12 protein-coding genes are annotated in these 13,143 nt (G+C 56.5%); 6 read left to right on the plus strand and 6 right to left on the minus strand.

What is annotated here, in order from left to right; translation table 11 throughout:
* The 5 genes from rbfA to OSH04_RS17795 all read left to right on the plus strand — a co-directional run bounded on the left by rbfA (window position 1) and on the right by OSH04_RS17795 (window position 5,048).
* Window positions 1-414: a 30S ribosome-binding factor RbfA gene (gene rbfA / locus OSH04_RS17775; RefSeq protein WP_009457603.1), complete on the plus strand. Its 414-nt coding sequence runs from the start codon at window positions 1-3 to the stop codon at window positions 412-414.
* 33 nt (window positions 415-447) lie between these two features.
* Window positions 448-1,200 (plus strand): tRNA pseudouridine(55) synthase TruB, encoded by a 753-nt coding sequence (gene truB, locus OSH04_RS17780; protein WP_022983561.1) that lies wholly within the window; start codon window positions 448-450, stop codon window positions 1,198-1,200.
* A 3-nt stretch (window positions 1,201-1,203) separates the two neighbouring features.
* On the plus strand, window positions 1,204-3,021 hold the full coding sequence (gene typA, locus OSH04_RS17785; RefSeq protein ID WP_009457601.1) for a translational GTPase TypA: 1,818 nt from the start codon (window positions 1,204-1,206) through the stop codon (window positions 3,019-3,021).
* A 363-nt stretch (window positions 3,022-3,384) separates the two neighbouring features.
* Window positions 3,385-4,575, plus strand: coding sequence for an NAD(P)/FAD-dependent oxidoreductase (locus tag OSH04_RS17790; RefSeq protein WP_035275100.1), 1,191 nt, complete (start codon window positions 3,385-3,387; stop codon window positions 4,573-4,575).
* A 14-nt stretch (window positions 4,576-4,589) separates the two neighbouring features.
* Entirely contained in the window at window positions 4,590-5,048 is a 459-nt protein-coding gene (locus OSH04_RS17795) for a DUF1641 domain-containing protein (protein WP_170978586.1), read from the plus strand.
* 132 nt (window positions 5,049-5,180) lie between these two features.
* Here the strand turns inward: OSH04_RS17795 and hisM are convergent, their stop codons facing one another.
* The 4 genes from hisM to OSH04_RS17815 all read right to left on the minus strand — a co-directional run bounded on the left by hisM (window position 5,181) and on the right by OSH04_RS17815 (window position 8,153).
* Window positions 5,181-5,882, minus strand: coding sequence for a histidine ABC transporter permease HisM (hisM, locus tag OSH04_RS17800; protein WP_022983563.1), 702 nt, complete (start codon window positions 5,880-5,882; stop codon window positions 5,181-5,183).
* Window positions 5,882-6,571 carry an ABC transporter permease gene (locus OSH04_RS17805; RefSeq protein WP_009457595.1) on the minus strand — a complete coding sequence of 230 codons (690 nt, stop codon included), beginning with the start codon at window positions 6,569-6,571 and terminating at the stop codon, window positions 5,882-5,884. The genes hisM and OSH04_RS17805 overlap by 1 nt, the downstream gene beginning before the upstream one ends.
* Before the next feature lie 16 nt (window positions 6,572-6,587).
* Entirely contained in the window at window positions 6,588-7,382 is a 795-nt protein-coding gene (locus OSH04_RS17810; RefSeq protein WP_009457593.1) for an ABC transporter substrate-binding protein, read from the minus strand.
* A gap of 102 nt (window positions 7,383-7,484) precedes the next feature.
* Window positions 7,485-8,153: an LOG family protein gene (locus tag OSH04_RS17815; protein WP_266108977.1), complete on the minus strand. Its 669-nt coding sequence runs from the start codon at window positions 8,151-8,153 to the stop codon at window positions 7,485-7,487.
* Here OSH04_RS17815 and polA point away from each other — a divergent pair.
* Complete coding sequence (gene polA, locus OSH04_RS17820) at window positions 8,152-10,869, plus strand: DNA polymerase I (protein WP_083053983.1); 2,718 nt, start codon at window positions 8,152-8,154, stop codon at window positions 10,867-10,869. The genes OSH04_RS17815 and polA overlap by 2 nt on opposite strands.
* A 93-nt stretch (window positions 10,870-10,962) precedes the next feature.
* Here polA and OSH04_RS17825 read toward each other — a convergent pair whose 3' ends face one another.
* Entirely contained in the window at window positions 10,963-12,627 is a 1,665-nt protein-coding gene (locus OSH04_RS17825; RefSeq protein WP_035270762.1) for a Na/Pi cotransporter family protein, read from the minus strand.
* Between the two features lie 60 nt (window positions 12,628-12,687).
* Window positions 12,688-13,137 (minus strand): MarR family winged helix-turn-helix transcriptional regulator, encoded by a 450-nt coding sequence (locus OSH04_RS17830; RefSeq protein ID WP_035270761.1) that lies wholly within the window; start codon window positions 13,135-13,137, stop codon window positions 12,688-12,690.
* Between the last annotated feature and the right edge of the window lie 6 nt (window positions 13,138-13,143).

Below are 13,143 nucleotides of genomic sequence, written 5' to 3' on the forward strand. Positions count from 1 at the left end.
ATGGCACGACACAAGTCCAAACCAAACCCAGGGCGCAACCTGCGCCTGGCTGACCAGATCCAGAAGGATCTGGCGGTTCTGATCCAGCGCGAGATCGACATGACCCGCGCTGGTCTGATTACCTTGACCGGCGTGGAGCTGTCTCCAGACTACGCACACGCCAAAGTGTATTACTCGGTGCTGGGCGCCGAGCCCGAAGTCGCTCAGGCGGCTTTGACCGAGAAGGCCGGTTGGTTGCACTCGCTGCTGTTCAAGCTGCTGCACATCCACACGGTTCCTACTCTGCATTTTCATCACGACCGACAGTTGGAACGCGGCATGGAGCTCTCCAAGCTCATCGACAGCGCCAACCAGGCCGATAGCGAATTGACTGGCTCTGCTTCCAAATCGGACGAGCCAGACGAACAGCCCTGACGCGGCTGTTGTTTCTTCACGGATTGACACACGATGGCTACGCGAAAACGCGGGCAGTTGATTGATGGTGTGCTGCTACTGGACAAGTCCGACGGAATGTCCAGCAACCACGCTTTGCAGCGTGCCCGCCGCACTCTGGATGCCCGCAAAGCTGGCCATACTGGAACCCTGGACCCGTTTGCAACGGGCCTGCTGGTTTGCTGTTTTGGCCGGGCTACCAAGATTTCCGCCACGATGCTGGAAGCAGACAAAGCCTATGAAGCTACCTTGCAGTTTGGGCAGGAAACCGATTCAGGTGACTTGACCGGCAATGTGGTGTCCCAGGCTCCGGCAGATTTTGCCGGTGTCACCCTCGAGGCGCTGGAAGCAGTTCTACCTGCTTTCCGAGGACCCATTACCCAGGTGCCGCCCATGTATTCCGCGCTCAAGCGCGATGGCAAGCCCCTGTATGAATATGCCCGTCAGGGTATAGAGCTGGAACGTGAGGCACGACATCTCGTGATTCACGATTTGCAGGTGCAAGACTTTACGCCGCAATCGGCGCGTTTGTTTGTACGTTGCAGCAAGGGAACCTATATCCGGACCCTGGCGCAAGACATTGGACGTGCTCTGGGGTGTTTTGCCCATCTGACGGCCTTGCGCCGGACAGAATTAGGACCTTTTCATATCGACGACGCCTACACCCTGGACGGGTTGCAGGCGATGGAAGACCCGATGTCGGCCTTGCTGGCCATCGAGAGCTTGCCTACCGAGATTTTGCCCAAAAAACTTCAATCAGAAGGATGAGTTATGAGACGCGCATTGCGCAATGTGGCCATTATTGCCCACGTTGACCACGGGAAGACCACCCTGGTCGATCAATTGTTGAGACAGGCAGGTACGTTCCGTGACAACGAACATATCTCCGAACGTGTCATGGACTCGGGCGATATCGAGAAAGAACGCGGTATTACCATTCTGGCGAAGAACTGTGCCGTTGAATACGAAGGCACCCACATCAACATTATCGACACCCCCGGTCACGCTGACTTCGGTGGTGAGGTCGAACGCGTGCTGTCCATGGTTGACGGCGTGTTGTTGCTGGTGGATGCGGTTGAAGGCCCCATGCCTCAAACCCGCTTTGTGACTCGCAAAGCTCTGGAACTGGGTCTGCGTCCGATTGTGGTGGTCAACAAGGTTGACCGTCCCGGCGCCCGTCCTGACTTTGCGATCAACGCCACGTTCGACTTGTTCGACAAACTGGGCGCGACCGACGAACAGCTGGATTTCCCCATCATTTACGCATCGGGTCTGTCGGGCTACGCCGGTTTGACCGAAGACGTGCGTGAAGGCGATATGCGTCCTTTGTTCGACGCTATCCTGGAGCATGTGCCCCAGCGTGAGGACGACGTCAACGCACCGTTGCAGTTGCAGATCTGTTCCCTGGACTACAGCTCCTACGTGGGCAAGATCGGTGTAGGCCGTGTGAACCGTGGCCGCGTGCGCGCTGCCCAGGACGTGGTTGTGAAATTTGGTCCTGATGGCGAAGTCATCAAAGGCCGTATCAATCAGGTTCTGAAGTTCAAGGGCCTGGAGCGTGTATCGGTAGATGAAGCCGAAGCCGGCGACATCGTGTTGATCAACGGTATTGAAGAGCTGGGCATTGGTTGCACGGTGACCGATCCTGCTCACCAGGAAGCTCTGCCTTTGCTGCGCATTGACGAGCCTACGCTGACCATGAACTTCATGGTGAACACCTCGCCTCTGGCAGGCCGTGAAGGCAAGTTCGTGACCAGCCGTCAGTTGCGTGATCGCCTGGACCGTGAATTGAAGTCCAACGTGGCTTTGCGTGTTAACGAAACCGACGACGACACCGTATTTGAAGTCTGCGGTCGCGGTGAGTTGCACCTGACCATTCTGATCGAAAACATGCGTCGCGAGGGCTATGAAATGGCCGTGTCGCGTCCACGCGTGCTGATTCGTGAAGAGAACGGCGTCAAGATGGAGCCCTACGAGCAGCTGACCGTGGACGTCGAAGACGGCCACCAAGGCGGCGTGATGGAAGAACTGGGTCGCCGTCGCGGTGACTTGCAGGATATGGTTGCTGACGGCCGTGGTCGTACACGTCTGGAGTACCGTATTCCCGCCCGTGGCCTGATCGGTTTCCAGGGCGAGTTCATGACGCTGACACGCGGTACCGGCTTGATGAGCCACACCTTCGACGAGTTCCGCCCCATGCGCGAAGGCACGGTTGGCGAGCGTCGTAACGGCGTGCTGATCAGCCAGGACGACGGTGATGCCGTGGCCTACGCCTTGTGGAAGCTGCAGGATCGTGGTCGCATGTTCGTGTCCCCGGGTGATGCTCTGTACGAAGGCATGATCATCGGTATTCACAGCCGCGACAATGACCTGGTGGTTAACCCCATCAAGGAAAAGAAACTGACCAACGTGCGTGCTTCCGGCAAGGACGAGCATATTGATCTGGTTCCACCTATTCGTCTGACTCTTGAATACGCCGTGGACTTCCTGGATGACGACGAGCTGGTTGAAGTGACTCCCAAGTCCATTCGCCTGCGCAAGCGTTACCTGAAAGAACACGAGCGCCGTCGCAGCCAACGCGAAAGTTAATTCTTCGGGTTTAGCGATACGAGAAAACGCCTGCTTGATGCAGGCGTTTTTTTTGTCTTACTATGGTTGGCGTCAGCCGGATTTAGAACGCGGTATTAAAAAGCTGGGGTGTATGCATAAGCACCCCAGCTTGATTTTTAAATTCAAGAAAGGGTGTGGGATAAATAAAATTGATTAAGTGGCTTATTGAGTCTGATGGGTTGCTTTAATTTCTGCTTAATACCTGCTTGATACAAACTGGCTGGACACATTACCAAGCTCGCTTTGCAAAGTCTCAGTTGTAGCTGGGCATCTTCTTGTTTTTGAAAAGATTTTTTCATTGCAAGAGCCGGTGCGCAGTTTCCCCCATTAAGGAGAATACTGATGGTGCAGCATATTGTGATTGTAGGTGGTGGTATTGGCGGTACGATGACCGCCAATCATTTAGTGACCAAGCTATACCCGGAAATTCGTTCTGGTAAAGTCCGCATTACCATGCTGTCCAACTCTCCCTGGCATTATTACAAGCCCGCTTTTATGTACGTGGCTTTTGATGCTTTTTTCAGGGACGAGTTGCGACGTCCGCAAATTTCACTTTTGCGCCCCGAAATTGATTTTCAGCTAGAGGAAGTCAGTGGTTTTGACTTCAAGGCCAGCCGTCTGCACTGCGCCAGTGGTAAGAAGATCGACTATGACTACCTGGTTCTGTCTACCGGCTGCGTCCCCTCACCGGAAAAAATCGAAGGCCTGAAAGAGGGCGGTGATCATTTCTATCAGCATGCGCCTGCGCGCCAATTGGCGGACCGCCTGAGCAAGCTGGAAAAGGGCCGTGTGCTGGTAACGGTCACCTTCCCCAAAACTCATAACGTCCCTCACCAGTGCGGTATTGCACCGGTAGAAACAACCTTGATGCTGGACGAGTACCTGCGTCGTCGTGGTGTACGCGACAAGGTAGAGATTGCTTATACCTATCCCACGACCTCCCAGCTTTTGCGTAACTGCCTGTTCATGCAGAACGAGGTTTGTCAGGTCTTGCCTCCCATTTTTGAGGATCGTGACATCAAGCATCAACGCGGTTTCACCCTGAGCCGTGTGGACCCTGAACGCAAGATTGCCTATTCCGAAGAAGGCGCAGAAGAGCCGTTCGACCTCCTGATGGCGACTCCTCCCATTACGGCGGTGCCTGCTGTACGTGACTCGGGGATTTCTCAAGCCGCCGACAACGAAGGCTGGGTCCCCACCGATCACCAAACCATGAAGGTGCTGGGGCTGGACAATGTATACGTGCTGGGTGACACGGTGGACCTGCCTATCAGTAAAGCGGGCGGCTCCTGCCATAACCAATCGCCCGTAGTGGTCAACAACCTGGCCTCAGAGTTGCGATTTGGGCGCACCAGCGACGAATACGATGGCCGGGTGGTGGCGGTAGCCCAAATGGGTCTGGAGGGCGGTATGCCGCTCTGGTACGACTACAAGGAGGATGTGCATCCCACGCCGCCCACCAAACTGGGTGGACTGCTGCGCAAGGGTTTTAACCGGGGTATTTACTGGGCCGTGGCCCGTGGCTTGGTCTAATTCAGGAGAGACAGATGAATTCGGTATCGGATAAATCCTTGAATCCCGGTGATGCGGGCGCTGCTCAGAAGTCCCCTTCCGCTCTGGAAAGCCTGCTTGGAGAGGATCCGGGCATCAAGGGCCTGGATGAACTGATCGGCAAGATCGAACCTTTGCTGGCCGGTGGTCGCCTTAATCGGGTGGTGGATGCGGTGTCCCTGCTGGCCGATCTGGTGGATATGACGGACGACTATATGCTCGAAAAGCTTATGAAGGGCTTTGAGGAGGGCATAGGGGCCGCCTGGTCGGTTGGAAATGCGGCACGTATGGCTTCGGATCAGGTGCGGGCCACGGAGACCACACCGACCCTGATGGGCCTGATACGACTGGCCAAGGAGCCGGAAGTGCGTCGCGGCCTGACTTTCTTTTTGATGATGGCCGGTGTGATGGGGCGCCAGATGCGTTATCAGGACCTGGATCACACGGGGGACTGACACGGCCGCTGTATCGCTAAAGAAAAAAGGGCGGCTTGTGAAAGCGGCCCTTTTTTCTTGTTCGGCACCTCAGCACCTCAGCACCTCAGCACCTCAGCACCTCAGCACCTCAGCACCTCAGCACCTCAGCGTTCAGTGATTCAAAAATGCCATTTGGCGCTTTTCCACGATACGGAAAATGCCCACCAGAATGAAGGACACGCACAGGTAAATCAGTGCAGCAATCCCGTAGGAGGTGAAGGTTTGATAGGTGGCCGCATTGGCGTCACGAGCAATCTTGAGCAGATCCGGGACGGTGGCTGTAAAGGCCAGCGAGGTGGCATGCAGCATCAGCACCACTTCATTGCTGTAAGCAGGCAGCACACGGCGCAGGGCTTGCGGCAGAATCACGCGGCGGTACAAGGTCCAGCCGGACATGCCATACGCACGGGCTGACTCGACTTCACCGGGAGGCATGGAGCGGATGGCTCCGGCAAAAATCTCGGTGGTGTAGCCAACAGTGTTCAAGGTCAGTGCCAGAATCATGCAATTGAAGCCGCTCATGAAGAAGGCTTCCAGTGCAGGTACGGATTTGACGATGGCCAGCTTGTACATGGCGGTGTAGATCAGCAGGATCTGCACGTACAAGGGGGTGCCACGGAAAAAGTAGGTGAAGGCACCGATAGGGCGCGATAGCCAGGCCTTGCCCGAGACACGGCCAATGGCCATGAAAATCGACAGGAAAAAGCCGATGGCAACCGAGATCACCAGCAGCCAAAGTGTCATGGCCAGACCCGAGAGCTGACCATTGCTTTGGTACAGATAGGCGCGCCAGAATTCGTTCAGAACATCCATTAGAACTGTGCTCCTTTCACGCCAATGTTGTAGCGTCGTTCCAGGTAGCCCAGTCCAATATTGCTGACGGCGGTCAGGCCCAGATAGATCAGGGCAGTGATGCCCACAAAGAGGAAGGAGTTGAAGGTCGCGTTACCGGCATTTTGCGCAATCTTGACCACATCGCTCAGGCCGATCAGGGACACCAGTGCGGTGGATTTGAGCAGGATTTGCCAGTTATTGCCCAGTCCGGGCAGGGCGTAGCGCATCATCTGAGGAATCTGGATGCGATGCAGAACTTGCCAGGCGCTCCAGCCACAGGCTTTGCCCGCTTCCATTTGGCCCTTGGGGATAGCCATCAGGGCGCCACGGAAGGTTTCGGCAAAGTAAGCACCATAAATAAAGCCCAGCGTGACCACACCGGCTCCGAAGGGATCGATCTCGATCATGTCCCATTCCAGCCAGTCAGTCAGTTCGTTCAGCCAGATTTGCAAGCTGAAAAAGAACAACATCAAAAGCACCAGATCCGGGACGCCCCGGATCAAGGTGGTATACAAACCGCCCACCCATCGCAGCAGCGAGGTGCGGGACAGTTTCATCAGGGCAGCGACCAGACCCAGCACCAGGGAAACCAGCAGCGAGAGCACTGCCAGTTTGATGGTTTCCCAGGTGCCGACCAGCAACTGCGGCCCATAACCGTAAAGCAACATGGTTCAGGTATCCAGGTCAGGGCGCGATGCGAATGTTTTCTTTTTGGAAGTATTTGTCGGCAAAGGTCTGCATGGTGCCATCGGCCTTCATTTCACGCAGAACTTCATCAACAGTTTTCTTGAGTTTCTTGTTGCCCTTGCGAATACCCATGGCGATAGGCTCGTTCAGGATGGGGCTGTCGTCCACGGTGCTGCCAGTCAGCTCAAAGTCGGCACCGGCAGGCTTGGTCAAAAAGCCTTCAACGGCGTTCTGGGCTTCCTGGAAGGTGGCGTCCACGCGGCCACCGGCCAGGTCATTGAAGGCGTCGGTGTAGCTGGGGTAAGCCACGATGGTGACACCGTTGTTGGCCCAGTTCTGGCGCGCATAGGTTTCCATGGTGGTGCCTTGCTGCACACCGACACGCTTGCCTTTCAGGGATTCGGCGGTGGGCTCCAGACCGCTGCCTTTGCGGGCGGCCAGGCGAACCGGCACGATATACATGGGCTCGCTAAAGTCGATCACCTTGGCGCGTGCCTCGGTGGCGGTCATGGTGGAGTTGGCCAGATCGAATTTGCGGGCTTGCAGGCCGGGGATCAAGCTGTCAAAGGACTGATCGATCCACACGCACTTGGCTTGCAGGCGCTTACAGATTTCGTTGCCGATGTCGATGTCAAAGCCTTGCAGCTCGCCACTGGGGTCCAGAAACTCGAAGGGGGGATAACCCGCCTCAGTGGCAAAACGGATTTCGGACGGCCCGGCTGCATGGGCAGCAGCGGGCACCAAGGCACTGCAAAAAGCCACCATCAGGAGGCGGGCAAGCATTTTGTTCATGTGGAGGACTCCGGCAAATATCGACTAGCTTGTGGCATTCAATACAAATTCGGCCCTGCTGATGGAGGGCCGAAGAAAGACTGCAAATTTAACCCGTACGCCTTACTGGGGCAATGCGGGTTCCGCCCTAGGCATTACGCAGCACTGGTTGATGTAGCCCATGACCTCGTCCAGATCGTCGGTCAGGACCAGCAAATTCAGGTCTTTCGGACCAATCAGGCCCATCTCCATCAATTGGTCACCAATCCATTCGATCAGGCCGGACCAAAAGGAAGTGCCGATCAGTACAATGGGTGCGGGTGGGACTTTGCCTGTTTGAACCAGGGTCATGACTTCAAACAGCTCGTCCAGGGTACCGAAACCGCCAGGCAGGGCAATGTAGGCCCAGCTGTGCATGAAAAAGGTGGCCTTGCGCGAGTAGAAGTACTCGAACTGCAGACTTTGTGTCTGGTAAGGGTTGTTGGTGGTTTCGTGAGGCAAGCGTATATTCAGGCCAATACTTTGCCCGCCTGCTTCGTACGCGCCTTTATTGGCGGCTTCCATCAGGCCAGGGCCACCGCCAGCAATCAGGGTAACGCCCGCTTCGGCCAGACGACGGCCCAGTTCCTGGGCCAGTTCGTAGTAAGGATGACCGGGTTTGATGCGTGCGCTGCCGAAAACACTAACGCCAGCACCCATTTCTTTTAATGTATCGACCGCAGTTTGCAGCTCCTTCATGATGGTAGGAATCTGCTCAGAGGCCGGTAAACGGACGATTTTATTGTTAGACATGAAAAAAACCTTGTTGCTCGTTGATGGTTCCAGCTATCTGTACCGAGCGTACCATGCGATGCCCGATCTGCGAAACGCGCAAGGCCAGCCCACAGGCGCCTTGTACGGGGTCATCAATATGCTGCGCCGTCTGCTACAGGATTATCAAGCGGACTATATGGTATGCGTATTTGATGCCAAAGGCCGCACATTCCGGGACGATCTGTACGATCAATACAAGGCTAACCGGCCCTCCATGCCCGAAGATATGGCGGTGCAAATAGAGCCTATTCATAAAGCGGTACGCGCCATGGGCTGGCATCTGATTTGTCAGCCTGGCGTAGAGGCCGACGATATCATCGGCACGCTTTCCCGTCTGGCGGCAGAAAATGGCATCGAGACCGTGGTGTCTACCGGGGACAAGGACCTGGCCCAGCTGGTCAATGAGCATGTGCAGCTGGTCAACACCATGAGTAACGAAAAGCTGGATGTAGAAGGCGTTACCAGCAAGTATGGGGTACGCCCAGATCAGATTATCGATTATTTGATGCTGATTGGCGACACCTCGGACAATATTCCCGGCGTTCCCAAGGTGGGGCCCAAGACGGCCGCCAAGTGGTTGGGCGAATATGGCAGTCTGGATGAACTGTTGCAGCATGCCGACAAAATCAAAGGAGTGGCCGGCCAGAATCTGCGCGACTTCAGCTCCAACTTTGAAATGACGCGCAAACTGGTCACCGTCAAACTTGATTGCGAAGTGCCTGGGTTTACCGGGGATTTCGAGGCGCTGGAGCCAGAGCCCCGCGACAACGCCGTGTTGCAGGATATCTACGAGACCTTCGGTTTTCGCACCTGGTTGCGTGAATTGACGGATGATCCCAAGCGCGTTCCTGCCCAGGATGCCCGTGTCGAGGCTGAAACACCTGCTGCGCCTGCCGAGCTGGATTACCAGACCGTCACGACGAAAGAACAACTACAGACCCTGCTAAGCCTGCTGGAAAAGGCCGAGCTGGTGGCCTTGGATACCGAAACCACCTCCCTGGACCCCTTGATGGCGCGTCTGGTGGGCTTGTCGGTGTCGGTCAAGGCGGGGCAGGCTTTTTATGTGCCGGTGGCTCATCGTGGCTCGCTGGATGTAGAACAGCTGGATAAAGACTATGTGCTGGAAACGCTGCGCCCCTGGTTGGAAAGCGCAGAGGCGGCCAAGGTCCTGCATAACGCCAAATACGATACCCATGTCCTGCTGAATGAAAAAGTCAGCCTGCGCGGTATTCGCGAGGACACCATGTTGCAGGCTTATGTTCTGCAATCGCACAAGCGTGTCGGCATGGAAGAGCTGGCCTTGCAATGGCTGGGTCTGAAAGGCGCCTCTTACGAGGATATTTGCGGCAAGGGTGCCAAGCAGATCGGCTTTGACGAGGTGGATATTCCCGTGGCCTCGCAATACGCTTGTGAAGACGCGGATTACACCTTGCGTCTGCATCAGTGCCTGCGCCCTCAAGTAGCCAAGGAAGAGGGGCTGGAGCGTATCTATTTGCTGGAAGTGCAGGCGTCGGACGTGCTGACCATTGTGGAGCGCAATGGCGTCAAGATTGATGTGCCTACTCTGGCGCGCCAAAGCCACGAGCTGGGCCAGAAAATGCTGGAACTAGAAAACAAGGCTTACGAGCTGGCCGACCAACCTTTCAATATGAACTCCCCCAAGCAAGTGGGCGAGATTCTGTTCGGCAAGCTGGGTATTCCGGTGGTTCGTAAAACCGCCAGCGGTGCCCCCTCTACTGATGAGGATGTGCTGACCCGTTTGGCTCAGGATTACCCCTTGCCCCAGGTACTGCTGGAATATCGTGGCCTGGCCAAGCTCAAGTCCACCTATACGGACAAACTGCCCAAAATGGTGAACCCGGACAGTGGCCGTGTGCATACCCGTTATGCACAGGCTGCCGTCATTACCGGACGTCTGGCTTCCTCCGATCCCAACTTGCAGAACATTCCTGTGCGTACCGCAGAAGGCCGCCGTGTTCGCGCCGCTTTCGTGTCTGAACTGGGCAAAGTGGTGTCGGCTGACTATTCCCAGATCGAATTGCGTGTCATGGCCCATGTATCGGGCGACGAGAATCTGCAGCAGGTGTTCGAGCAGGGCGGGGACGTGCACACGGCAACCGCTGCCGAGATCTTCGGTGTGGATGCCAAGGACGTCAGCTCGGACCAGCGTCGTGCGGCCAAGGCGATCAACTTTGGTCTGATCTACGGCATGGGCGAATTTGGTCTGGCCAGCAATCTGGGCATTACTCGTGATGCAGCCCGTGCCTATATTGATCGCTACTTCGCCCGCTATCCTGGCGTGGCCAGCTACATGACGCGCATCAAGGCGCAGGCGCATGAGCAGGGTTATGTGGAAACCGTGTTTGGTCGCCGTCTGTGGCTACCTGAACTGAAGGGCGCGAAAGGGCCACGCATGGCCGGTGCAGAGCGTGCCGCCATTAACGCGCCGATGCAGGGCACGTCGGCCGACCTGATCAAGATGGCCATGGTGGCTGTGCAGCGCTGGCTGGAAGAAAAAGGGCTGCGCACGCAGATGGTGATGCAGGTACATGACGAGCTGGTATTCGATGTACCCGAAGACGAGCTGGATGTTCTGCGTGAAAACCTGCCGGGCCTGATGTGCAATGTAGCCAAGCTGGATGTGCCGCTGGTGGCTGAAGTCGGCGTGGGTGATAACTGGGAACAGGCTCACTAAGGCTTCCTGGCAAGCTAAAGGAAAAGGCGACCTGATGGTCGCCTTTTTTTAAGTAGCAGAGCGGCTTGTTTTCACCGCCTGGCTGCAGTCTGTTTATTCCTCGTTGGAGCGCACTCGGTTGGGCAGCAACTCGTCGTGCTTGGCCAGAATCGGATAGGCGGCGGCGCTGACCAGATAGGAGTTGATGGTACGCACGTCGCGCAAAATCTCCAGGTACAAGGAGCCCTGCTCGGCGGAATCCAGCTGTCCGGCCTTGATCTTGCGAATATGACGGTCTCCCGCCGCCACTTCCAGTTCGCGGAAGAAGTCTTTTTCAAAGGCCAGGAAGCGGGCGGTTTTTACATCTTCGGCCACAAACAGGGCTGCTGCCTGACGCTGGTTGCGAATCAGCCTGTCCATGACTTTGCCGATTTCGGCCTGTTCTTCCGATTGCAGTATCCAGCCTTGTTTACGCAGCTTGGCCGTGTGGCTGAGCAAGCCATTGACGCTGATCGTGGCGGCGTGCGAGATATTGGTGGAGAACGTCAGAATATCGTTCAGACGACGGGTATCTTTCTTGCTGAGGTTTTCCTGGTCCATACTGGCCAGATAAGTGGTGATCAGCGGCTCCAGACGGTTGACGGCATTGCTGATATAGCGCGCATGGTTAATGCTTTGGGCGCTATTGTTCAGCATGTTCTGGCGAGCCGTATCCAGGATTTCCTGCAGCATATCGGACAGACGCAGCGCCTCACGCGCAGCATTGCCCAAGGCCACGGCAGGCACTTCCTGGGCGGACTGGTCCAGATACAAGGGCAGGCCGGGATCATCCGGGTCGGTGCGGCGGGGCAGATAACGGCTCAGCAGACGCGAATAGGGTTTGAGTAAAGGCAGGAACAAGGCTGCCACGGCCAGGTTGAAGAAGGTATGGAAGTTGGCCACAGCACGAGCTGGGTCATTGGTGAACCAGCTCATCAAATCCGGAATCCAGGGCAGCAAAATCATGCCGACCAGACAACCAAACACACGTGTGCCCAAGTTGCCGATGGGCAGACGTTTGTTGGCTGGGTCCTTGGAGCCGCCAGCCCCTTCCAGAATCGGGTTGATAGCGGTACCCACATTGGCACCCAGCACCAATGCGTAGGTCAGTTGCGGGTCCATATGCTGGTGACTGGCCAGCGAGATGATCAGCACCACAATGGCCACACTGGAGTGTGCGGCCCAGGTCAGCAAAGCGGCCAGCAACATGCCCGTCATGGGACTGCCTGCCAGCGCTTCCAGAATGGTTTGCAGCAGGGGGGCGTCCTGAATGGGGGAGAACAAGCCCACCAGTTCATGCAGGGACAGCAGCAAGAGGCCCAGACCAATAAAGACGCGACCCAGGTCACGACGGCGTCCAGGCTCCTGCGAGCGGAACAGCCAGACGCCCAGAAGAATCAGGGCCGGGGCCAGCGCGGTCATTTTGAAGGACAGCAGTTGCACGATCAGCGTCGTACCCACATTGGCGCCCAGCATGGCGGCCAGGGCCGGAACCAGGGCGACCATGCCGGTGGCGGCAAAGCTGGTAATCATCAGCCCGGTGGCGGTACTGCTTTGGATGGCGGCCGTAATGGCCGCTCCGGCAACAAAAGCACGGCGGGGACGCCCCAGGGCATGACCCATCCAGATGCCCAGTTCGGCACCGAAGGCGCGTTGCACACCGCTTTGCACCATGTGGATACCCCACAGGAGCAAGGCGATATAACCCCCGAAATCGAGAAGTGCGAAGATTTCTTTCATTGCTAAATAATAGCCCAGCGCCTCTTACAAGCGTGAGCCTCAGGTATCAGTTAGACACATCTAGGTGTTGGAGGATTGCCGCGCTTGTCGGGCAGCCTGATCCAGCCCGTGTGCAAACTGCGTTTGTTCCTGATCGGAAAAGGCCGACAGAAACAGTTCCTGCACAGCGCTTTGGTAGATCTGCCACATCTGTTTGCGCAAGGCCCGGCCTTCATCCGTGATGCTGGCAAAGGCGGCCCGACCATCTTCCGAGGAGCGACTGCGCTGGACCAGCCCCTGGGCTTCCAGCCGGTCGATCAGTCGCGTCAGGTTATAGCGTTCTATGACCAGTCGATCGGCCAGTTCATGCATGCGTCGGGTTCCCTCCGGCCCGCTTTCCAGTCCCCACAACACGTCGTACCAGGCATAGGGTGGCAACTTTTCGGCAGCCAGTCTGCGTTCGATTTCTTTCAGGATGCTGCGGTGCGCGCGCACAAAGGAAAACCACAGATCAGTGTCGGAGCGACTCATCGTTCT

It is taken from the genome of Alcaligenes nematophilus (genome assembly GCF_026344155.1).
Classification (GTDB): Bacteria; Pseudomonadota; Gammaproteobacteria; order Burkholderiales; family Burkholderiaceae_B; genus Alcaligenes; species Alcaligenes phenolicus.